Origin of the sequence: Nostoc sp. DedQUE02 (assembly GCF_034531035.1) — a bacterium.
Classification (GTDB): Bacteria; Cyanobacteriota; Cyanobacteriia; order Cyanobacteriales; family Nostocaceae; genus Nostoc.
Genome location: NZ_JAVRBY020000087.1, coordinates 1 through 23340, shown reverse-complemented (window position 1 = coordinate 23340; position 23340 = coordinate 1). Strand labels below are relative to the sequence as shown.

General features: G+C 40.4%; 19 protein-coding genes and 1 pseudogene. 6 read left to right on the top strand and 14 right to left on the bottom strand.

Annotation, left to right across the window (positions count from 1 at the left end; genetic code table 11):
- Positions 1 to 309: 309 nt before the first annotated feature.
- The 4 genes from RMX98_RS33345 to RMX98_RS33330 all read right to left on the bottom strand — a co-directional run bounded on the left by RMX98_RS33345 (position 310) and on the right by RMX98_RS33330 (position 4120).
- Positions 310 to 984: a response regulator transcription factor gene (locus tag RMX98_RS33345; protein ID WP_322677145.1), complete on the bottom strand. Its 675-nt coding sequence runs from the start codon at positions 982 to 984 to the stop codon at positions 310 to 312.
- A gap of 176 nt (positions 985 to 1160) precedes the next feature.
- Positions 1161 to 2579, bottom strand: a complete 1419-nt coding sequence (locus RMX98_RS33340; protein WP_322677146.1) for a sensor histidine kinase — start codon at positions 2577 to 2579, stop codon at positions 1161 to 1163.
- A gap of 237 nt (positions 2580 to 2816) precedes the next feature.
- Positions 2817 to 3551 (bottom strand): DUF4079 domain-containing protein, encoded by a 735-nt coding sequence (locus RMX98_RS33335; protein ID WP_322677147.1) that lies wholly within the window; start codon positions 3549 to 3551, stop codon positions 2817 to 2819.
- A gap of 188 nt (positions 3552 to 3739) precedes the next feature.
- The gene (locus tag RMX98_RS33330; protein WP_322677148.1) at positions 3740 to 4120 is read right to left on the bottom strand and encodes a hypothetical protein; all 381 of its coding nucleotides are present in this window, start codon (positions 4118 to 4120) and stop codon (positions 3740 to 3742) included.
- 252 nt (positions 4121 to 4372) lie between these two features.
- Here RMX98_RS33330 and RMX98_RS33325 point away from each other — a divergent pair, with 252 nt between their 5' ends.
- Positions 4373 to 5401 (top strand): DMT family transporter, encoded by a 1029-nt coding sequence (locus tag RMX98_RS33325; RefSeq protein ID WP_322677149.1) that lies wholly within the window; start codon positions 4373 to 4375, stop codon positions 5399 to 5401.
- 301 nt (positions 5402 to 5702) lie between these two features.
- On the opposite strand, the gene RMX98_RS33320 is transcribed toward RMX98_RS33325, so the two are convergent.
- The 7 genes from RMX98_RS33320 to RMX98_RS33290 all read right to left on the bottom strand — a co-directional run bounded on the left by RMX98_RS33320 (position 5703) and on the right by RMX98_RS33290 (position 12146).
- Positions 5703 to 7070 (bottom strand): NAD(P)/FAD-dependent oxidoreductase, encoded by a 1368-nt coding sequence (locus RMX98_RS33320; protein ID WP_322677150.1) that lies wholly within the window; start codon positions 7068 to 7070, stop codon positions 5703 to 5705.
- Positions 7071 to 7403: 333 nt separating this feature from the next.
- A complete protein-coding gene (locus RMX98_RS33315) occupies positions 7404 to 7649 on the bottom strand; it encodes a hypothetical protein (protein ID WP_322677151.1) in 246 nt (81 codons plus the stop codon).
- Between the two features lie 39 nt (positions 7650 to 7688).
- On the bottom strand, positions 7689 to 8354 hold the full coding sequence (locus RMX98_RS33310; RefSeq protein ID WP_322677152.1) for a heme-copper oxidase subunit III: 666 nt from the start codon (positions 8352 to 8354) through the stop codon (positions 7689 to 7691).
- A 66-nt stretch (positions 8355 to 8420) separates the two neighbouring features.
- Positions 8421 to 10076, bottom strand: coding sequence for a cbb3-type cytochrome c oxidase subunit I (locus RMX98_RS33305; RefSeq protein WP_322677153.1), 1656 nt, complete (start codon positions 10074 to 10076; stop codon positions 8421 to 8423).
- Positions 10066 to 10992, bottom strand: coding sequence for a cytochrome c oxidase subunit II (locus tag RMX98_RS33300; RefSeq protein WP_322677154.1), 927 nt, complete (start codon positions 10990 to 10992; stop codon positions 10066 to 10068). The genes RMX98_RS33305 and RMX98_RS33300 overlap by 11 nt, the downstream gene beginning before the upstream one ends.
- Positions 10993 to 11052: 60 nt before the next feature.
- Complete coding sequence (locus RMX98_RS33295; protein ID WP_322677155.1) at positions 11053 to 11658, bottom strand: DUF2231 domain-containing protein; 606 nt, start codon at positions 11656 to 11658, stop codon at positions 11053 to 11055.
- Positions 11655 to 12146 carry a DUF2231 domain-containing protein gene (locus RMX98_RS33290; RefSeq protein ID WP_322677156.1) on the bottom strand — a complete coding sequence of 164 codons (492 nt, stop codon included), beginning with the start codon at positions 12144 to 12146 and terminating at the stop codon, positions 11655 to 11657. Before RMX98_RS33290 ends, RMX98_RS33295 begins: the two co-directional genes overlap by 4 nt.
- A 1261-nt stretch (positions 12147 to 13407) precedes the next feature.
- Here RMX98_RS33290 and RMX98_RS33285 point away from each other — a divergent pair.
- Complete coding sequence (locus RMX98_RS33285) at positions 13408 to 14661, top strand: DUF4336 domain-containing protein (RefSeq protein WP_322677164.1); 1254 nt, start codon at positions 13408 to 13410, stop codon at positions 14659 to 14661.
- A 368-nt stretch (positions 14662 to 15029) separates the two neighbouring features.
- Here the strand turns inward: RMX98_RS33285 and RMX98_RS33280 are convergent, their stop codons facing one another.
- Positions 15030 to 15935: an amino acid ABC transporter substrate-binding protein gene (locus RMX98_RS33280; RefSeq protein WP_322677157.1), complete on the bottom strand. Its 906-nt coding sequence runs from the start codon at positions 15933 to 15935 to the stop codon at positions 15030 to 15032.
- Positions 15936 to 16230: 295 nt separating this feature from the next.
- On the opposite strand from RMX98_RS33280, the pseudogene RMX98_RS33275 reads away from it, so the two are divergent.
- A pseudogene (locus tag RMX98_RS33275) lies at positions 16231 to 16899 on the top strand (serine/threonine protein kinase); the annotation flags it as partial.
- A gap of 156 nt (positions 16900 to 17055) precedes the next feature.
- On the opposite strand, the gene RMX98_RS33270 reads toward RMX98_RS33275, so the two are convergent.
- Positions 17056 to 17565 (bottom strand): quercetin 2,3-dioxygenase, encoded by a 510-nt coding sequence (locus RMX98_RS33270; protein WP_322677158.1) that lies wholly within the window; start codon positions 17563 to 17565, stop codon positions 17056 to 17058.
- Positions 17566 to 18224: 659 nt separating this feature from the next.
- On the opposite strand from RMX98_RS33270, the gene RMX98_RS33265 reads away from it, so the two are divergent.
- From RMX98_RS33265 to RMX98_RS33255, 3 genes are all read left to right on the top strand, one after another.
- Entirely contained in the window at positions 18225 to 18593 is a 369-nt protein-coding gene (locus RMX98_RS33265) for a hypothetical protein (protein WP_322677159.1), read from the top strand.
- A 473-nt stretch (positions 18594 to 19066) separates the two neighbouring features.
- Positions 19067 to 19918 (top strand): SDR family oxidoreductase, encoded by an 852-nt coding sequence (locus tag RMX98_RS33260; RefSeq protein WP_322677160.1) that lies wholly within the window; start codon positions 19067 to 19069, stop codon positions 19916 to 19918.
- Between the two features lie 364 nt (positions 19919 to 20282).
- A complete protein-coding gene (locus RMX98_RS33255; protein WP_322677161.1) occupies positions 20283 to 21770 on the top strand; it encodes an FAD-binding protein in 1488 nt (495 codons plus the stop codon).
- Between the two features lie 295 nt (positions 21771 to 22065).
- Here the strand turns inward: RMX98_RS33255 and RMX98_RS33250 are convergent.
- Positions 22066 to 23340, bottom strand: a 1275-nt coding sequence (locus tag RMX98_RS33250) for a calcium-binding protein (protein ID WP_409881621.1), incomplete at its 5' end; no start/stop codon positions are given.

Sequence of the window (23340 nt, the reverse complement as noted above, 5' to 3'; positions counted from 1 at the left end):
ATCGCTTGGAACTTGGGACTGGGAAGAAGGAATAAAGGTGTACTGAGTTTTATTCAAAAATCAAATATGAGTCCTATATCTAAAGATAGGTAATTATGGATGCCACAATTAATAATCAGCAACGGATATTAACATCATTGATTGAACAGTGATTACTAAGAACGTGTAAGATAACTCACGAACAGTTACAGCACAATTCAGGAGTCAGGATTCAGAATAGGCTACATGGGCTACGTCCCGCCGCGCTAACAGAGCCAATAAGACCTTGTTGACAGAGGAATTCATCGACCTAAAATGTTTTGATTTTGACTATTCACGAAGTACGTAGCCCACACCACGTACCGTATGAATCAAGCGTTTTTCATTATTTTCCTCTAATTTTAGGCGCAAGTAGCGAATGTAGACTTCGATGATATTGGAATTACCCATAAAGTCGTAACCCCAAACTTTTTGTAAAATTTGGTCTTTAGTAAATACCTGACGGGGATGCGAAAGTATATATTCCAACAAGTCAAACTCTTTAGCCGTTAACTCAATTGCCCGCTTACCCCGGTAAACTTGGCGAGTACGGTGATTCAAACTTAAGTCTTCAAACTGAAAAATATCCTGATCTGTTTCTTGAGTGCGGCGCAGATGAGCGCGGATTCTAGCTAGCAGTTCCTCAATACTAAATGGTTTGACTACATAATCATCAGCTCCTGCATCCAAACCTGCCACACGATCATTAACTTCATCTTTTGCTGTCAATAAAATTACTGGTATGGAAATACCAGTTGTTCGCAATCGACGACAGATTTCCAAACCTGACAGCCCTGGGAGCATCCAATCAAGAATGATTAAATCTGGCGATAACTCCCGTGCTAACGTTAAACCAGCGATGCCATCATGTGCCACGTTTATATTGTAACCTTCGCTACTTAGTTCTAATTCAACAAATCGCGCCAGTTTAACTTCATCTTCAACTAAGAGGATATTTGCTGTCATATTTGTAATTTTAAAGTAGATAGGGTCACGTCGCTCCGAATTCAAAATTCAAAACTTGTACTGAGCGTAGCCGAAGTATTCAAAATTAATAATTTCCATAAATAAATTTACTTGCTCTGGATCATGAGTCTGTTTCGGTAACAATCAAGGTGCTAGTTTAACCTGACTTTGACTAGCTATGTAAGTAGAGTGATGGTAAACACACTTCCTTCTCCTAATTTTGATTGCACACATACGCTACCACCCATACCCTCTACAAGTGTCTTGACAATGGATAAGCCCAAACCACAACCGCCAGTCGCATGAGAGCGGGATTCATCTACGCGGTAAAATCGCTCAAAAATGCGTGTTTGGTGTTGTAAAGGAATACCATAACCTTTGTCACAAACGTCAATAATCGCTTTGTCATGAAACTGATTTAATTTTAAAATTATCGGTGTGCTAGCTTCAGAATATTTAATCGCGTTATCAATCAAATTGAGCAATATTTGTTTAAAACGGCTGTAGTCTATTTTAACTTCAATGGGGTAAGCTGTTGACTCGATTGTAATTAAGCGATCGCTATATTTTTTCGCCATCACCACGACTTCTTCAACTAAGTCATTCAACACATAAGATTTCATCTGAAAATTCAAATGGCCGCCATCTGCTCGTGCTAAATCAAGTAAATCTTGTAGCAAGCGAATGGTACGTTCGGCTTCTGAGGCAGCAGTTTCTAAAGCTTCTTGTTGAATTTCTGTTAAGTTATTCTGCCGTCGCAAGACGCTTTGTAAGTAACCATGTACAATCGTTAATGGCGTGCGTAATTCGTGAGAAACATTGCTTACAAATTCTCTTTCTTGCTCCCAAGATTGCGAGAGACGCGATAACAACATGGTTAAAGTTTGAGCTAATTCTTTGACTTCACTGGGTGCATTATCAACATATATTTGTGCTTGTCCCAAATCTTCTATAGAAATGACAGAAGTCATCTGACTTAGCTGACGCAGTGGTTGCAGAGAATGCCGAATATAAAATGCACTTATCGTTATTATTACAATAATTGCCAAAATACTGCTAATATTCAAGTTCCGCAGCATTGCCATAAACATTCTCTGTTCGCGAGTAATATTTTGTACTACAAATAGCTTACCCAGAGATTTACCCTGCACTTGCAAAGAACTACTACTTATAACAAAGTAGTTTTGATTAACTTTGTAAATTTGTGCTTTAATCTGCATATTACTAAGGGACATTAACTCAGTCACCGTAGAGTAAGATAACAAATCAAAATTAGCAGATTTTATCAAAATTTTATTATCAGGACTTTTTAACCATAAAAATATATTTGTATTTGCCAAGTTATTAATAGCCTTTTGCAATCCAGTTATCGGTTGCATCATCTCACTATAAATTTGCACATCGTGCGGCAAACGTTTAGCGATTTGTTCTATGTCATACTTACGACTATCAATCAAAATTTGCTGCATTCTCCAATTAGTCCATGCAGCAAAACTACCTAATATTAAAGTTGAAAATGTAGCAATACCAATGGTTAGCCGTAACTGCAATGAGAAAGGATCGAGATTTATCCAAATCTTTGGGGGTTGCTTCACTTTTTAGTTTTGTCTAGGGAATTTAAAAATATTGCTATAGCAATCCGCTTTGATTTCTGTTCGCGAAGCGTGGCGTGGCCATACTTATTTGCGTAAGAGGTAAGAGGTAAGAGGCAATAGGCAATAGGCAATAGGCAATAGGTAAGAGGTAAGAGGCAATAGGCAATAGGCAATAGTCAATAAACCTGTTTGAGTTGTACTGAATTTTTTCAGAAATCAAATATGAGTCTTATAGTTCTATTGACTTTTGGGTAACGAACTTGGCTGGATTGTACAAGATTTAGTATCGCATTTTTGCTCATAAAGCATATTGATATAAGGTTCTTGCCAAGTGAGTGGAACTTCTAGTAATGAGCGTGTTCCTGTTATTCCCTGTCCGATAAATAGTAAAAGAGCAAGGGAGCTAACAATAATGTGAACCCGACGCCAGCGATTGGTCTTATCTTTATAAATGTCTGGCAAAATGGAGAGTGAAAAAAGCATCAGCAGAGCCGCAGTTAGCCCATAATAATAGTGGGAGATATACCATTGTTCAGTTTTGCGGTAAATACCATCTTGACATCCAAGCACCACTAATGCAATTCCTGTCAGGGTTGCAAATATGCCACGCCATTTTTTCTCCTTTGCCTGATAGAGTAAATATAGAGAAGCGATCGCAGCCATAAACAATAACCCGATAAAGACTACCTGAAATGGTGCTTTCATCCAAACTTGATTTTCTAAAATATTACCAAAAATATCGTTGGCAAACGCGATTAAAACAATACTTACAACTGCTCCAGTTAGCCAGCGCCCTAACTGAGTATGCTCTTGTCCTACAGTGGGAGGGATTTTACTCTTACCTGTGGCTAAAGTTTGCAATCGGCGTTGACGGACTTGTAAAGCGCGGTTGACAATGATGCCGATTAAAGGAAAGACTACAAGTACAGCGATCGCTGGATGTAACAACAAGATAACATCCCTAAATTCCATATCTGACCTCCGATCAAAAGTTACAAATTAGTTTTTTTAAACAGTGCTTTTGCACTAAATCTGCAATTATTGGCAAATGCTGTAAAATTTTTAGGTAGTGGCAAGCACTAACGATAATCTAAATAAGTAGACATAATTAAACTGAAGATACTTTGATTTATTTATGTCTACCTACTGACAATTAAGAATTACTTGACCTCATCAGCCTCAAACTTTGTTACTTTACCTTTTTTAACCGCAACTACTACATCAAAGGTAGAACAGTAAGCAAAGGTGACATTGTTGGTTTTATTGTAAAGATTAACCACCATACCTGCACCGCCAGGTTGAACAGCTAGCGGTTCAAGATCGCCAAAAAAGAAACGACGTAGTTCATCACCACCACCAAACTGACCCTTATGCTTGATGACTAAATCAATCTTTTGTTGAGTAGTCAAACCTGTAGCATCTTTTTTTTCTGCGGCTGATGCTTGCACCAGTGAAGGACTCACAATTTTAAGCGGAACATCCCAGACTGTTAGCATACCAACAAGAGCAACACCTGTAAGCAGAGAAGAAGCAATTTTCATTTGTTTTTCCTTGTGTTGAAGTTTCCCGATGAACTAAAGCATCTCATCTGCTACTGAAGTTAAAATGAAACCAATCTAGTAATTGTCTGAATTTACCCCTTGGAAAAACTTAGTTTAGACTCAGCATATTCTCAGAAAATGGTGATGCTTTCAATCTCAGCTTGTTTTAAGTGTTTTCTCAGATTCATCTCACCTGAAATTACCCAAGTTAGCTGAGTATAGTAAAAAGTATTTCTTTGCAGCAGTATTATTATGAGCAGACCGAGAAGGTGGCATACTTTTATTTATAAAATACCTGGTCAAACCTATCTCTGGCTAGCAATTTTGATTTTTGGATCTGCGAGTGCAGTTACCCGCAAATTGACAGAAATCGGCGCTCAACATTTTATGGATGGTCGAAACCCGATTTCTTTATGTAATGTTTTATTTGTAGGGAATCTATGTGCATTGATAGTTATGTTCCCTATTTATCGACGACAGTGGAACAAAAAGGCTTTGCAGCAACTGTCCAAGAAAGATTGGTTGGCGCTGATAGCCGTAGCTATTTTATCAGGAGCGCTTGTCCCTGGCTTAATTTTCCAGGCATTAGCATTAACAGGTGTCAACAATATTATTTTGGTTGGACGCTTGGAGCCACCTCTGGCTATGGCTTTATCAGTTTGGTTGCTGAGGGAACGGGTAAATCGTTGGGAAGTTGTAGGAGCGATCGCTGCATTTGTTGGCGTTACCTTAACTATTCTTTTGCAACCCTCACAGACGACTACGATCAACATGGGTGGTTTCAGAGTAGGTATTGGGGAATTATTGGCAGCGATCGCAGCCGTGGCTTCAGTAGTTTCAACGATTATTCTTAAAGGATGGCTTTCTGATATCCCAGTGGGAATCTTGAGTATCTTTCGTACTGCTCTCGGAACTGTAATATTTTTCTTTACTGCTTTAGTTCTCTATGGCCGCGACCACTTTATGGATGTATTTTCTCCTTTTTTGTGGCAGTGGATGCTTGTTTATGCTGCTGTGATTGTGGTTCTAGGTCAATCATTTTGGCTCAAAGGCTTGAGAGCTTCTACCGTGTCGGCGGCTTCCTTAGCTGGCTCTTTTACTCCAATCATCGGAATCTTAGCTGCTTATGTGGTACTGGGTGAAGTCCCTACCTTAGCTCAATATATCGGTGGTAGCTTAATTTTAGTTGGCATATTTTTGAGTCAAGTTGGTATTCGCTTTCAGATTTCTCGTAAAGTTGCAACTCAAGTAGAACAAGGTATGGGATTTAAAGGGATCTGACAAAGCTGCTTTTTTGTTTTCCCAGTTCCTAGTACATGACGGCATAAATAAATCACCCATGTAAAATCGATGAAATGCTTATACTAATTCTGTATGAAGATGCGCTAAACCATGTTTAAGTACAAGAAAGGAAAACGAACCGCAAAGGACGCATACCCCTGCGGGGAAGCAAGCTACGCGTAGCGTCTCGTAAGAGTGGGACACAAAGTAAAGAAAGAAAGTTAAAAGGGTTTGGCGCAGCCTCACAAAGAAATGGTATTACACTGTATTCATTTATAATTTTTAATTCCGCTTTGCGGTACTAGTCCTTTTTCTCTTCATTGCCTAACATTTTCAATAACTTTCTTGCAACTAAAACGCCCACAACTCCTGTGCCAACTGCTTGTACTGCTTGTACAACTTTTTTGCCGACATCATGAGGATCGAGGTGGTGGTGAAAAATCTCTTCATCTAGCCATTCACTAGTAGCTTTAAAATCATGAATTGGAGTTGGTAATAGGGTTAAATAAGTGCCTTGACGGATTAAATGTCCAGGTTCGCCTGCAACTTCCAAAACATTGAAAAGGTTAGCAGCAGCATCATTTAACCCCAATTTTAAGAGAGTTCCGCGTATATTTACCTTTGCTGGTTTGAGGTCTTGACCTAAAGCGATCGCTTTCAAATTTCGGGCAATATTGGCTCCTTGTTGATAAGCAACTTGGGCCGTTGGCGGTAGTGAATTATCTTGAACTGCTACACAATCGCCCCCTGCAAAGACTTCTGGAAAGTCGATTAGTTGCATTGTGGGAGTAACTAGAAGGCGATCGCGATGATCTCGATGTTCTGGGGAAATTGGTAAATCTTTAATTAGTGGATGAATAGAAGTACCAGCTGTCCAAATTGTGGTACTGGTTGGCAATGTCTCAATTTGCTCATTGTGCTTATATTCAATGGCATTGGCATGAATAGTAGTGGCTTCTGCTCCGGTAAGAATTTCAATTGATATCGTCCGTTTTTGTAATTCTTTCTCAGCGATTGGGCGCAGAGGATTGTTAATATCACCATTGAGAATTTCTTTACCGTGATTGAGCAGTACTACACGGATTTCATTAGAATTTCCTCCCAAAGCAGTATACCAATGTGGGAGTAAATCAGCTAAACTTGCTGCCATTTCCACACCACTTGCACCACCACCAACTACAACTACTGTTAGCAGTTGACGACGTTGTTCTGGATCTTCAGTTTGCACTGCTCGTTGCAAGCAGTCACCTAAATGTCGGTCAAGAGCGATCGCATCTTCTTGTGTCCAAAAAGGAAAAGCGTATTCTTTAGCACCTTCTAGATGATGATAAGCAGTAACACTACCCAAGCCTAATACTAAGTTACTGTAGTTGTAGGAGTTTCCTGAAGCTAATTTGACTTGTCGTTCGTGCAAGTCTATTGATTGCACTGTATCTTGGACAAAGATTACACCACTGCCTTTAAGTAATTCCGAAAAACGTGGTACTACTTGAAAGCCATCCATCTCTCCACTGAAATATTCGTAGAGTAACGGCTTAAAGCAAAAGCTTTCATTTTTGTCAATCAAAATTACAGAGCGAGGATAATGTTCGTGAGCCAGGTGTAAGGCTGTAAATAAGCCAGTGAAGCCACCACCGACAATCACAGTTTGATAAACTGGGCTATTCATAAAATATCTCCATTTTGTGAAATCAGGAATTTTGAAGAAGAATTCAGAATTCAGAATTCAGAATTCACGAGCAAAGCCAAAGACGCATCTAAAACTTTTGATTCCGACGAGAGGACTTTTCAAACATCCTCTTAGTTTATAGGAATCCGGTTTTATTACTGAAATTACTTGCGTAGATAGGCAATAGGTAATAGGCAATAGGCAATAGGTAATAGGCAATAGGTAATAGGCAATAGGATTTCAGAAGATTCAGGTATACCGAATTTTTTCACGTAATCAAATATGAGTTCTATATTAGTCACTTGTATTTACAAATGACTAATAACGAATTCGCTATAAGAATAAAAATAAAGCTATTAAACCGATACTAAGGATAACAGCAAATGCAATAGCGTATTCGACTCTGCGACTAAAAAATCCTACAGCTGCAATTAGAGCGATCGCCAGCCCAATAATGCCAATATATTGTTCTTTTTGTAACCCACGTGCAATTAGTGGGTCTTGAATTGGTGCTGGAGTTTCTTGAACTGCTTTTGGGGCAAGTTCTGAAGCTGGTAGTTCTTGCAAGAATAAATTCATCAAATTGCTCCTGAAAATACTTAGGATTTCTGAAAATTTTTATGCCCGCCAAAGGTAGAGAAGCGAGAATAGGAAGACCCAAACTACATCAACAAAATGCCAAAATAGAGTGGTAGCACTTGTACCGAAGTGAGTTTTATTATAATTTCCTGGAATGAATGAGCGAATCAGCATAATTATCTGAAGTACAACACCAGCTAGAACGTGTAGACCGTGGAAACCTGTCAGCAAGTAAAATGTGGAACCAACTAATCCTGTAGTAATCTTGAAATCGAGATTTTTCCACTCAATTAATAGGCCAATTAAAAAGTAGGTTCCCATTGCGATCGTTATTAGCCATAGCCAGCGAAATTTAATAAGTTGATTACGTTTGAGGGCATTTTCTGCTGGTTGAATAACAAAGCTACTAGAAAGTAATACTACGGTATTAATAATCACGAGTTTAGACAATTCTGGCCCAGAAACACCAGATGGTAGCCAGTTATTGGTATTCAGTCGCAAAGCAACATAAGTAAAGATAAAACTCAAAAAAATGATACTTTCCGACAACAAGAACACAGTAAACCCGAACATTCCTTTGCCATGATGATCTTCATGACTCCCGCCACCACTTGGCAAAAAGCGCTGTAACCAATTCGGTAAGCGTCGTCGCCACTGGTCAAAACGGATCGGACTTTCATCTATATGAGTGCTGCGACGTTGCATAATTCGTAATACTTCGGCTACGCTCAGTACAAGTTCGTAATTCGTAATTAAAATTGGTCTAACTCTTCACTCATCATTATCAGAATTTTCTACGAATGAGTATTTTGGATCGCCATAGTCGTAAGGAGGTCTGGTGACAACAGGAATCTCTTCAAAGTTATCTCGTGGAGGTGGTGAAGAAGTTGTCCATTCCAATCCCGTAGCGTGCCAAGGATTATCAACTGCCTTCACTCCATATAGCCAGGAACCGACAATGTTAGCAATAAAGGGCAGCGTGGATGCTCCCAGCAAGAACGATCCAAGGCTAGCGATGACGTTCCAACCCTGATACTGGGGATCGTAGGAGGAAATTCGGCGTAGCATCCCTTGTAAACCTAATGGGTGCATGGAGAAAAAGGTGATATTGGCAGGAATAAAGGTCAACCAGAAATGCAACTTACCCCAGCCCTCGGCGTACATCCTGCCAGTTATTTTGGGAAACCAAAAGTAAATTCCGGCAAAGATTGCCATCGTAATAGTATTAAAAACGATGTAGTGGAAGTGACCTACTACAAAGTAAGTATTATTGACATGGATATCAAATGGAGTGGCGGCAAGCATTACCCCAGTGACACCACCAAAAATAAACATCGCTGCACCTCCCATCGCAAATAGCATTGGTGTCTCTAGATGCAACTTGCTCCTCCAGATTGTGGCAGTCCAAGCGAATGCTTTAACACCAGTGGGTATGGCAACTAACATTGAGGTGGCCATAAAGGTCATCCGCATCCAGCCGGGGGTAGCACTGGTGAACATGTGATGCACCCAAACGAAGATGCTGACTACAGCGATACCGAAAGAAGCAAGAGCAACTGACCGATAACCAAATAGGGGATTGCGAGAAAAGGCTGGCAGAACTTCCGCAATAATACCGAAGGCTGGTAGCGCCATGATATAAACTGCGGGGTGAGAGTAGAACCAAAATAAATGTTGGTAAATGATCGGATCGCCACTTCCTTCCGGTTTAAAAAATTGTGTACCAAAGGAGAGGTCAAGCAACAGCAGTATCAATGCAGCCGTTAAGGAAGGTAAGTTAATTAGCTGCAACAACTGGGCGCTAAAAACTGACCAGACAAAGACGGGCATTCGGAAAAATGTCATCCCTGGCGATCGCATCCAAAAGATTGTGGTAACAAAGTTGACAGCCCCCATTATCGAAGAGATGCCGATTAGTACTAGGCTAACTATCCAAATAAATTGACCGTTAATCAACTGATCCCCTGGAACTTGCAGGCTAACTGGTGGATAAGACCACCAGCCAGCTTGTGCTGTCCCGTTAGGTAGCAAAAAGCTAGACATTAGCAGAAGACCGGCTGGTGGCAGAATCCAAAAAGAGATGGCGTTGAGCAGGGGAAAAGACATATCCCGCGCTCCAATCATCAGTGGCACTAGGTAGTTAGAAAGACCTGCATTAAAGGGAATAATCCACAGGAAAATCATGATTGTCCCGTGCATGGTGAACAAACCATTGTAAAGGGGACGGTCAACTAAATTTGATTCCGGGGTAAGCAATTCAGCCCGGATGATCATCGCCAACAGCCCGCCGAGAAGAAAGAAAATGAAGGTCATCACCATGTACTGAACACCGATCACCTTATGGTCGGTGCTGAAGCTGAAATATTCCCGCCAGTTATTTTCAGGTTCTCTATCCTTGGCTATAGCTTCACTGAAATTATGTGTCATTATTTATTTTCCTTTGATTAGCTACAGCAGGTTGTGCAGGTGTGACGGTGTGCCAGCCACTTTGAAATAATGTCTTTGGTGGTTGGATATTTTCGGCAACTGCCTGATTTTGAGCTAATGAACTTTCGCTGCTAGAGACTGTTTGCGTGAGCCACTGATTATACTTATCAACGGATTCAACGTATACATCCGTCTCCATCAAGGCAAAGTAAGTACCACTATATTGAGAATCTTTCAGTCGATATTTGCCTGGGCGAATGGGTGTTAGCACAATGTCAATCTTGCGCCCTGGCACAATATCCTGTTTTAGGCGAAACTCAGGAACGTAGAAACCGTGAATTACATCCTGTGCTTGCATATTTAAGCGAGTGCTGCGATCGACAGGCAAATGTAATTCTTTACTAGTAACATTATTTGGATAGTGGAAAGACCAATCCCACTGTTTAACCAAAACATCAATTGTTTCAGAGGCAGGTTTGAGGACATCACTGACGTTTGCGGCGTAGGCGGGTTCAGATTCTAGGGGTGTGTGCAAATGCACAATTTGGTTTAGACCGAGAATATTTAATTGCTGATAGATATTGAAGCTTTGAAAGGCAATCCATACTACTAACAGAGACGGGGTAGCTGTCCACAATATTTCTAGCCTCGCGTCACCTCTAGAAGGGTGTCCCTCGCTGTAGTCTGCGGGGCGGGCGCGATGGAAGGCGATCGCATACACAATAACACCAACCAGCCCAAGCAAAATGAATGCTCCAATTGAGACTAAAAAGCTAAATAAATCATCTACCCGTTGTGCTTCTGCTGTAGCCTGGGGAGGCATCCAAGAAAATGCTTGCTGTCCAATCCACCGACTGACAATCAGCAGCACTGCTACATAAAACGCTATTAGTACATATTCAAAAGAACTAAACATATTAACAATTCAAAATTCAAAATTCAAAATTCAAAATTGAAGAGAGTACTTCCCACTTGATTATTTGAGTAGTAAATTTGGATTTTTACCTTCTTGGAGTAACTTCGCAGCAGTAACGTGAATTCCAAATTCTTCTCCCAATTGCGCCCCCAAAGTTCCGTGGACAAACAAAATGCCTAATATTGCAATACCTGCTAACAAGTAACTCCACTGCACTTGTCTAGAAGCATCCTTGCGCCAGCGATAACGTTGCAAACCTCTCCATACAGTCATAGCAACGATGATCCCCAACAATGAAATACCACCTAAACCATGCAAAAGCATCGTCCAACCAGCAGTTAACCCCCAAACGCTCTTTTGACCGACTGGTGGATTTGCTAGCAGTAGCTCGAAAAAACCAGCCGCAACGGTGAAAAAAGTGATAAAAGCTGCACCTATGAGGTTGTACCACCCGACATCAAAGAAACCAGAACGCAGGGTAGCCAGACCGAAAAATTTGAAGATTGGTTTTTCTAAAGTAAAAAGCACTCCTGCAATATCAAAAACGATCGCAATAATGAACAAACCCAATGTTAGATGCACCAGTTGCGGATGTATGGGAATCTCATAAGGTAATCCGTTAGCATTCAGCCTTAACCTCAACTGTTCAATCAGTTGCGAGTTCATGGCAAAACTCCCTGCTTCATCCCTTGCACAACTGGCTCTATGTGTAACCCATATACCCAAACTAGCTTACTGCCTAGATAGACTTGCAAGCACACTAAGCAGACTAAAAAGGTTGCAGCACCAAGGTAAGCAGGCGGTACTTTCCGTGGGGTGCGGCGAATCACAAAACGCCAAGCTGTAATGGCGACGACAATAGCCGCCAGTGACCAACCCATGACTGTATGAAAATTGAGTGTTGGTTGCACTGCTGGGTAAATGTTCGCCAAACCTGCTTCAAACTGACCAAAAATCACCGCTAAAAATATGGCTGCTGAGGCAACAAACATATTCCAAAAACTCACCTCAAACAAACGCACGTTGCGCGTAAAATAGCCCACCACATCACATAAGAAAGAAAAAAGTATCATCGCAATTACGAAGTGGACAATAATGGGGTGTAGAGGGTCGGGGTATGGTAGATTTTGGTTATTCAAAGACAGAGCAGGCATCGCTTTTTCCTTCATGGATCTAAGTATGTAGATGCGTTGCATGGAATTGCCATTCGCCTAACGCACAATTCATATTGTCAAGAATACTGTGCTAAAGCCGCAGTTAAACCAATGAAAAAATATTGATAATTGGCGACGCACTTAAATTTTCAAAGTAAATTATTTCGCATATTTACTTTTTTTCAGTAATTATTTTTCGTAAATGTCAAAATTCACTGTAATAACCACATATTTAAGTTAATTTATATCATATTAAAATTAGTTTTCCTAAAAAAATAAAACTGGTTATTTTGATGATATTAGCTATTTATAAATAACCATATAATCAGAATTTATGCAAACAAAAATAGTCGAAATCCCAATCCAGATTTTCCATAGGTTAATTTATGAATTGCCCTTACCAGAATATGCCTTAATGTTTTACATGGTTCTTTTGTTTCAGTCATTTAGATTGATTAACTAATAACCTAAGTTGCTCTGAATATACCATAAATTTTTCCAGAGATTGAGATAATCTTTAAAATTTAATTTTTTACAAATCTTAAAAATAAATACATGCTTTTGTCACAGAAATGACAAACATTTAAAATATTATTTAGCCGACAATGCTACATTATTTATATTTCTTTAGATAGATTATAAAAATACTGTATGTTTCTTATAATAAGGAATTTTAAATTGAAGCTTACTTGTTTTGATAATCTAAATAAAAAATATTATGCAAATATTTAGTTATTTACAACTAATACAAGTTTAAAAAAGATCGAAATCATTATGAGCTATTCACCTTCTGAATAACTTAGCGATCACTACTAACTAGAGTGTAAAAAGTGAGCTATTGCTTGCAGTTTATTCACCTGAAATTGTTTATATCTTGAAAGTGGGCGATCGCGTTGTCGTTTCCTCGACAATAACTTCTAAGTTAGGGAATCCTTGCTTGTTGGAAGATTTGCTAAGGTGTAATTTGTAGCTCTTGGCACAACCCAAGGATACTGAGGAATAAACTAACAAGTGACTGTACTCGATCCAGACAACTATTAACTTATATAAATCTTTTAGAAAACAGTCACATTCGGTCTGAGAATGGCTTTAATTTAGACCTATGTAAATTCATTCCCGGAAATACAATGATAGAATTTTTAATTTTTAATTCCGCCTTGCGGCGCTAGCCAGTTGCCCTTGGAGGGCAAGCGTGCTATATCAAATTTGTAACAACTACAGCATTCTCACAACTGGCCCACGCCAGGACAATGGAACGACGATGAACTCAGAAGGATCTAAGTCGAGAGTAGAACTAGAAGAGCAAGAGATGTATCCTTTGAGCCACCCAAAAGATTGGTCATGGCCATTTTGGGCTGCTCTCCCACTCTACCCCTACAGCAGGCGGCGGACACTTCGCAAGGAAATAATTAAGGATACAATCTGGACATTCGATCAGCTTCAAGGCATTCTCTACACCATCGTGCCGATTCGCATGACTGTCGTCAAGCTCGCTGCCGGAGGTCTTCTGGTCTATGCACCCGTTGCGCCAACAAATGAATGTATCCGTTTGGTTAATGAGTTGGTAGCAAAGCACGGTGAAGTTAAGTACATCTTACTGCCAACCAGTTCTGGTCTGGAGCATAAAATCTTTGTTGGCCCCTTTGCTCGTCGTTTTCCGCAAGCACAAGTCTTTATTGCCCCGCACCAGTGGAGTTTCCCGTTCAACCTGCCACTTAGTTGGCTAGGCTTTCCTCAAAAACGAACTCAAGAACTTCCAGAAGACTCAAGCCTTGCTCCCTTCGCTCTCGATTTTGACTATGCAATATTGGACATCGACTTGGGACGAGGTTCTTTTGCAGAAGTTGCAGTATTTCACAAGCGATCGCGCACTCTACTTGTAACTGATTCTATACTTTCTATACCAGAAGACCCACCAGAAATCGTGCAATTAGATCCTTATGGCTTACTGTTTCATGCAAGGGACAATGCTTTAGACGCGATCGAGGACAATGAAGACAACCGCCGCAAAGGATGGCAACGCATTTCATTGTTTGCGCTTTACTTCCGTCCAAGTGTACTGGAAGTTACTCCAATCGGACAGATGTTTCGTAATGCTTTCAAAGCACCACAGCGATCGCTAAAAACCTATTTTGGTTTATTTCCTTTTCGCTGGCGAGAAACCTGGAAGCAGGCATTCGATGTTCTCCGAGGTCAAGGGCGGCCACTGGTCGCACCGATTCTGCAAATCCTCATTTTTCCTCAAGCACCAAGACAAGTCCTTGACTGGGCTGATACAGTTGCAAGTTGGGATTTTCAGCAGATTATTTCCTGTCATTTTGACTCGCTAATTTTGGCAAATCCGCGTCAATTTCGGCAAGCATTTACTTTTCTTGAGAAAAATCCCTCTGTAAGTCAGGAATTTTCTTCTAGCAAAAGCCAGCCTTTATTGGAGGAAGACTTAAAATTCATTAAGGAACTGGAAGCGGGTCTACTCAAGTGGGGTATCGTAACGCCACCTAAAGAGAAGGTGTAATCAATACCCTAGTCGTAGAGACGCACAGTTGTGCATTAGTCACAACTTATTAAGTAGTCAGACAAAATTGAAAAAGAATTCAGAATTCAGTAATCAAGACGCTCTTGCTAGCTTGCTTCTCTGTAAGAGTACGCGGACTCGTTAACGCAACAAAGCACCGCTTTTTCGGTCAAAATTTATTCTGAATTCTAAATTCTGACTCCTGAATTCTGTTCGATAGATCGCATTGTATAAGTAAGCCGATGAAAATAAATATAATTATATTAAGAAGGGAAAAGGGAAAAACCTTTCCCCTTTAACATGAGTCCCTTTCCCCATACAAAACTTTACATAGTTCGGTTTAATCGCGTTTACTTAAACCCATTATTTCACAAGTCACTTTTGGGAACTTCCTCACGAAATTCTATGACCAATTGCATAGTTTCCACTACCAAATCACGTAAATCACGATTGAGCGCTACAGGGCTTTGAGGCCCAAACCAACGGTCAAAAATAGCGACATATCGCTGATTCCCATTGACGAATCCTTGCATGAACTTGACCAGAGAATAGTTGACTGTATCCAAGAATTTCGAGTTATTTTCTGGCACCATGCAAGCGATACCTTCTCGTGAATAGGGGCGATCCGGTACGATCGCAAAAGCATCTGGATTTTTTTGCTGTTGCAGCCATCCCTCTAAAAGAATGCTATCGGATGAGAAAGCATCAATAGTACCTTGTTGCAAAGCTGTATATCCCTCTGCCCTAGTTTTTAAATACACTAGTTTAGCTTGGGGTTGTACGCGAGCGATCGCCTGCTCATTTGTGGTTCCCGCTAGCACACCAATTTGTTTACCAATAAGGGATTCAGGAGAACCTAAATTGCTTCCTTTCTTTACTAATAATTGGGTTCCAGTCACACCGTAGCTGACAGAAAAATCTACTTTTTTATCTCGCTTCCATGTAAAACTACTCGCATCACACACAATATCAACTTGTTGATTAACTATTTTAGTAATCCGCTCAGAGGGACTAAGACCAACTAATTGCAGTTTAATTTTTTTTCCTAAGTCTTTTTCTAATTGCTCTTTAATCAGAGTCAGCATATCTACAGAATAGCCATTTAACTTTCCTTGACTATCCACATAGGCAAAAGGTAGCGCATCTCTACTAGTACCAGCTGTTAATACCCCCGTTCTAGCTACTTTTTTCATCACAGTCTCAGCACCTACTACATTAGGTATGAGCGTTGCAAACATCAGACTTAAAACAGGAATAGCAATTTTTCTATACATAAGCTTTAAGAGTAGGTCATTTTTTCAAAAACAAAATTTGATTTATATATCAAGCTCAAAAAATTATCACTATCGAGTACATAGTAAGATTATCTAGTAACTATTCTTTACATTCGCACTCTTTCATCGCTCTGGTCAAAGAAAAATTTCAGCCAACTTATAACAAAGAGTTTATCGGTAGCCCAGCAACTCTGCACTTCTTAGAGGAAAATATTTTTAAGCTTTGGCTTTTTTTGCTAAACAACTTCAGATATCTGGGAATACTAAACCTGGAAATCTTAAGGATGAGCGCAATATAGTTAGCACTCTTGTCAATATTCCCAGATATCGCATCAGCGAAGAACTCTACAATGGTTCCAGAACCGTAGTTTATCGAGGATATCGAGAGACTGACTCATTACCTGTAGCAATTAAACTGCTGAAAAATCCATATCCAAGTTTGGGCGAACTCTTGTCGTTTCGCAATCAGTACACCATTGCTAAAAATCTCAACTCACCCCTAATTGTTCAAACATACAGCCTCTAAGCATACCAAAATGGCTATGCGCTGATGATGGAAGACTTTATGAGGATTTCTTTAAAAGATTACTTCATCGCTGACCAGATGCGATATATCGCGTCTACTGAAGAGTTTTTACGAATTGCGTAGGCGTAGCCCGTCGTAGACATCGCACTATGCAACACCTTAGATATACTCTACCACGAGCGCATCATACACAAAGATATTAAATCCAGCAATATATTAATTAATCCCGAAACCAAACAAGTTAAATTAATTGACTTTAGTATTGCATCTTTATTACCACGGTAAACGCAAACACTGGTAAATCCCAATATTTTAGAGGGAACACTAGCTTATATATCCCTAGAACAAACGGGCAGAATGAATGGCTTAATTGACTATCGCACAGACTTCTATTCACTTGGCGTAACTTTCTACAAATTACTCACTGGAGTTTTGCCCCAAAGCTTTGAACAGTCTGGCGCGAGGAGTTTCCGGGCAAGTCTAATTTCATTGCCGGCTTGAATTAACTGCCGACGCAGATATTTTTCTATCACCAACCCGGCTAATACCGATTCTCTATGAAGATGCGCGGGAAATTCCTAAACTTAATTTTTTTCAGAGAGTTTTTCTGCTGGGAGAATTATCAGTTTCAGGAAGAACAATTGTGATTCCATATTCAGGAGCAGTTGCTAATATCCGATCAATCACTTCTTGAGTTATGGGTAACGGTGGAACTGACGAATTCTCTACTTTAGTTCCGACTTTTGCAAAAAACTTTTCTAGTCCACCTGGAGTAGCCCAAATCAGCATTTTAGCTGGTACAGAACCAATATTTTTAAAACTATGGAGTTGACCTTTGGGAGAATGCAAAAATGTTCCGGGAATTGCTACAACTGTTTGTTCATCAAGATAAAACTCTACCAAACCTTCTTGAATGTAGAATGCTTCATCTTCTCGACTATGAATATGTGGCGGCGGCCCTAATTGGGGTGCAAGTACTACTTCAAACAGTGCATACTTGCCATCTGTTAGTTCGCTCGTAGCTTTAAAGGTGGCTACATCGCCTGCTACTGAATAACTATCACCTTCACCTGGTTGCGATAAGATTCCATGATTAATTGTCATTTTCATCATCTCCTGAGTTTTATGACAAACAGATTGCGCCGCTTGCACAAATCAACAAAACATAGCTTTAGTGGTCTGCCAACCCAAAATTCCGCTTGTGGAGGTCGGCACAGAAGCAGGGAGCAGAAGATTTGTACAAGTTCTTTCTCCTGTGCCGTCTGCTTGCCACCACACAAACTTTGCATGGCGAACTACTAGACATGACTAAAAAGCCCAGTGATTAAGCTCCAATGCACTCCCGACTATATGTATTGTTTGTGCGAAAAGTAATTAGGACACTTAGTTTTAATGCTAAAACTGATATTCGCTGGGGGCTTCTATCTAGAGAATTAGTTGTATTTATCTAAACTTTGTCATAAAAATTGCCTCCTTCCTCTAAGTGTTCAAAGTAATTAATGCTACGGTAGATGGTGCAATTACAGTCACGCAATAAATGAAAGAAACACAGTTAACAAAAGTTTTAGGGTCAATCACTCATACACTAAAAAAATACCATGACAGTATAATAAATAGTTATTCCACGTTTTTTAACTACATAAGTTTTCAGTCGAGTAAGGTACAACACGATGTCTGAAAACCTTACATGGAAAAGTTTCTGATGTACTTCATCCATGTCGAAACCTAATTATTAGTTTTTCAATTTTTTGGAGGAGAGGAAAATGAAGAAGTTAACCTGTTTCATGATTGTCGGAGCAGTATTGTCGATTAGTGCGCCGGCTTTTGCTCAAAGTCGTGCGGTTAATATCAGTATTGGCAGTACTGGTGGTTCCTTAGATAATGCCGCTTTGCGAACAATTCGCCAGGTTATTGGGTTTGCAGTCGGCACTAACATCGTCGATAAATTCATTGTATATAGTCCCAAGGTCGGATCTCCTATTCCCATTGAAGGAGGTTTATCTGCTTGTGCCGAAGCCAGCTTCAGCACAAGCGCTACAGCATTTAATGCTTTTATCCAGGAGTTGCGTTCAATTAATCCCAAATCAGGGACTTTCTATAATGTAGAACTTACCAAAAGCTGCAAACTTTAGATAAGAATGTCGTTTGCACTCAAGCGCGGTTGGATGGGCTGATGTTGAGTCTGCAAATAAAGCTGGTGGTGTTGATGATAATCAATTAAAGAATGCGATCGCCATTTACAAGCTCCTGACTTATTAACACACTATAACAGTTCACGTCTATAGCAATCCGATTTGATTTCTGAATTTATTTGCGTAGATAGGGAAGAGGGAAGAGGGAAGAGGCAATAGGCAATAGGCAATAGGGAAGAAGTCTCTTTGAGTTGTACTGAATTTTTTCAGAAATCAAATATTATTCCTATAGCAAGCAAACTGATGACGAGGACATAATCATTTTAAGGTACGAAAAGCAATTGCCTGCGGTATAGCGATCGCAAATAGCTGTAGACATAAGTACTACACTGAAATTGAGTATTTCAGTTTTCTCCTTGGATACTGCGCCATCATTGGAATCATCCCAAGCTCAAGGTACAGAATCGCTGCTTATGCTGAAAATTTTAGTGACGGGTGCGACTGGAAACGTCGGTCAAGAAGTTCTCCGCTTACTGCAATCCCACGATTGTAATATCTGTGCAGCAGTGAGAAATCCAAACAGCGCTAAACACCTCTTAGGCAGCAATATCCAAACCATTCCTTTCGACTTTACCAATCCTGACACCTTTGGTTATGCTTTTTTTCAAGTCAATAAACTTTTTTTAGTGCGTCCGCCTGCCCTTGCTAATATTCATAAACAAATTGCCCCAGCCTTAAATGCTGCAAAACTTGCAGGTGTTGAACATATCGTATTTCTTTCAATACTGGGAGCGGAACGTAACCGTTTTTTGCCACACTCGCAAATTGAACGCTATATCAACGAATTGGGCATGAGAGCTACCTTTTTACGCCCCAGCTTTTTTATGCAAAATCTTAATACCATACATAGAGAAGACATCAAAGTTCGTGGTGAATTGCTTCTTCCGGCTGGTAATGGTAAAACAAGTTTCATTGATGTGCGGGATATTGCTGCCGTTGCAGTTCGTACTTTAATTGAAGATGGGCATCAGGGAAAAGCATATCCCCTTACAGGTGCAGCAGCCTTAACTTATTACGAAGTTGCGGACATCTTCACATCTGTTTTAGGTAAACCGATACGCTATAATCCTTCTCTGCTAAACTTTGTTCGACAAATGCGCTCCAAAAGATTGCCAATAGACTTTATTTTAGTAATGGTAGCAATCTACACTAGCGCCCGTTTAGGTTTGGCAGGCAACATCACACCTGATACAGAGCAATTACTTAATCGTTCACCTCTGAGCATACGGCAGTATATCGAAGACTATCGACAGTTCTGGTTATAAACAGTGTTTACTTAATTTCGCGAGTATAGCGTCCCATAAGTTCGGCTTTATCCAACATATAACCTTCTATAGCTGCCAATACCTCTTGTTTACTTGCTCTTGCTGGCAAATATAAGCATTTGGTCTATTGCTGACAGATGTAGGTCTGTGGGGTGCGATTGGTTGTCAGGCGTATAGTTCAACCTGTTATCAGTCATCATCAACACTCTACTGCCTCATCAATACAGTCGCAAGTCAAGACTAGCTTACAAGTAACTGGACTTTAAAGGTGAGCGATCGCGCAATTCAAACCTTAACAGTATTTAACCATACTAGTAACCTAATGATTGTATATTTTGAAAATTCATGGCTCAGATAGAAAATCATGAACCTAAATACTTCGCGTCGCTCTATTTTACAGAGTTTGGTTGCCAGTGCGATCGTGATTGGGTTTGATGTTGTCCAGCGTTCTTGGGTAACATCTGCCAATGCTGCATCTATCTTTGAAAGTATACCCCAATTGGATGGCACACTTTATACGGATAGTGAAACTCTTGTTAGTGCCAGTGTAGACTTCGGTAACATAGTACATCGGCAACCGATAGCAGTACTTCATCCAGGGTCAATTAAAGATATTGTTCAAATTATTCAATTTGCCCGTACTTATCAAATTAAAGTGGCAGCACGCGGTCAAGGTCACTCTACTTATGGTCAGTCACAAGTAGAAGCTGGCATTGTTATTAATATGAGTACGTTCAACAAGATTCACTTTGTGGGAACAGACCGTGCCATTGTGGATGCAGGAGTTTTGTGGAGTCAGTTATTGCAACAAACACTCCAGCAGGGATTAACCCCACCTGTTCTTACAGATTACATAGAACTTTCTGTTGGTGGAACTTTATCGGTGGGCGGTATTGGTGGTGCAACCCATCGTTATGGCGTACAAGTTGATAATGTTTTAGAACTCAAGGTAGTAACTGGTAGGGGGCAACTGGAAACTTGCTCACAAGTGCAAAACAGCCATCTATTTAAATCTGTACTCGCGGGACTGGGGCAATGCGGAATTATTGTTCAAGCAACTGTGAAACTGATTAGAAGTGCCACCAATGCACGTGTGTTTGAACTATATTATGACGATTTAGCCATATTTACGCGTGACCAACGCTTATTAATCAATGATGAGCGTTTTAACTATGTAGAAGGACAATTGATTGCTAAAGATACTGGGGGATGGCGTTATCTGTTAGAAGCAGCTAGCTTTTATAGCCCACCAAATATCCCGAATAATAACTTTTTACTTGCTGGCTTAAACTATACTCAAGGTACAGAAAAGATAGAAGATAAAACTTACTTCGAGTTTCTTAATCGTTTAGCATCTACAGTTGCTTTCCTTAAATCTATTGGGGTTTGGTCTTTTCCACATCCTTGGCTGGATTTATTTGTGCCTAACTCTGCGGTGGAATCTTTTGTTGGGAAAGTCGCTGCTAGCTTAACACTAGCTGACACTGGTCAGGGGCCAATCTTGCTGTATCCAGTTAAGACTAAACGCTTTCAACTACCTTTATTCCGCGTCCCAAAGGAAAAAGTTATGTTTCTGTTTTCTATTTTGCGAACAGCAGTTCCACCAGATAGTTCTACAGTTACAAAAATGCTCAATGATAATCGTCGGCTGTTTGAGCAAAATCGTGATTTAGGTGGTTATCTATATCCAATTAGTTCTGTTCCTTTTTCTCGGAATGATTGGCAGCAGCACTTCGGTTGGTTTTGGCGAAAGTTAGTAAGTGCAAAGCGGCGCTATGATCCTGATAATTTGCTAACTCCAAGTCTAGGGATTATTGAAGCATCAGCACCCAACCAAGAACCGATTACTTGAGATAGCAGTTGGGGAAGTGCGTACTTCTTGTTTAAAAATTTGGATTGGGTCTTGTGATAGTTGCAGTCATCTTTCAATCTCCTGTTTATGTTGACGCACGAAAATTCCCCCCACTGTGATTGTGGGCATATTGTCGGAGTACCCAAAAAGTCGTGTCTAAAAGATTGCACTCCTGACATTACTTTTATGCGATCGCTTACCAAAACTATTTGCATTAAGCAAAAGAGATGCAGGGTGCTAAAAATAGCACCCCGCAAACCATAGCACTTACTAACTTGCAGAACGCCAATTTCGATTAAACAACCACAAAATTATTTTTGGTTAGTGACAATCCAGCAGATAATTGTGCAAATTTTACCTGAGTAAACCCAGATGCACTACCATCTTGGTCAAAGAACAATGCACCTGTAATATTGTCATAGATAAATCGTTGATTGCTTGTGTTTGCAGAAGTTCCGAGAGTAAACTGACTTGTCTGAAGTGAAGGTGTTGACAACCCCCCACCAAAACCAAAACTCGATACTTGAATCACTTCATTAGTGGTGTTGAAATCATCAATACTGTCAACACCTTCATTGTAACTATTGAAAACAAAGGTATCAGTACCATTTCCACCTGTGAGGGTATCATTACCGTTACCACCTGTGAGGGTATCATTACCATTGCCACCAATGAGTGTGTTCTTACCAGAGGCATTAGAGGCTATAAGAACATCATTACCATCCCCTCCAGCGAGCAGGTTATTGCCTGTTGAATAATCAGCACTCAAGATATCATTACCAGCACCTCCGTTGAGGGTGTTATTACCAGACGACCGAGAGTCGGAGTAGTCGTAGGGGTTGTAGTAGTCGTAATAGCCAGAGATGTCAAGCTGATCATTGCCATCGCCCCCAGAGAGCAGGTTATCGCCTTTTGAACCTTGAGCTAGCAAGCGATCGTCACCAGCCCCTCCTTCTAAGGTGTTATTGCCCTCTGAACGAGATTCGTAGGAGTCGCCGCCATCGTAGCTGTAATAGCCAGAGATGTTAAGAAAATCATTGTCATCGCCCCCAGAGAGCAGGTTATCGCCTTTTGAACCGCTAGCACTCAAGCTATCGTTACCTACACCTCCGTTGAGGGTGTTATCGGTCTCTGAGCGAAAGCCGTAGGAGGAACTGGGGAAGATGGAGCCAGAAAGCTGATAAAAGCCAGAGATGTCAAGAGTATCGTTGCCATCGCCCCCAGAGAGAAGGTTATCGCCTGTTGAATTACTAGCATTCAAGCTATCGTCACCAGTACCACCGTCAAGAGTATCACTGCCTACACTAGCAATGAGAGTATCATTTCCCGCACCGCCAATGAGAAAATCATTTCCCGCACCACCTCTGAGCAGGTCATTACCACTTTTGCCGTCGATGATGTCGTCGCCTCCCTGACCATTGATGACATCATTGGAGTTGTCAAAACCCGTAATGTTGTTGGATAGGTCATTAAGGAAAGTCACAGTGTTCTTTTTGAACAGAGTAGTTTGAGTGGAATTAGCACTAAACACATCAAAACTGTCGGTGATGCTGGTTTGTCCATCAAACAG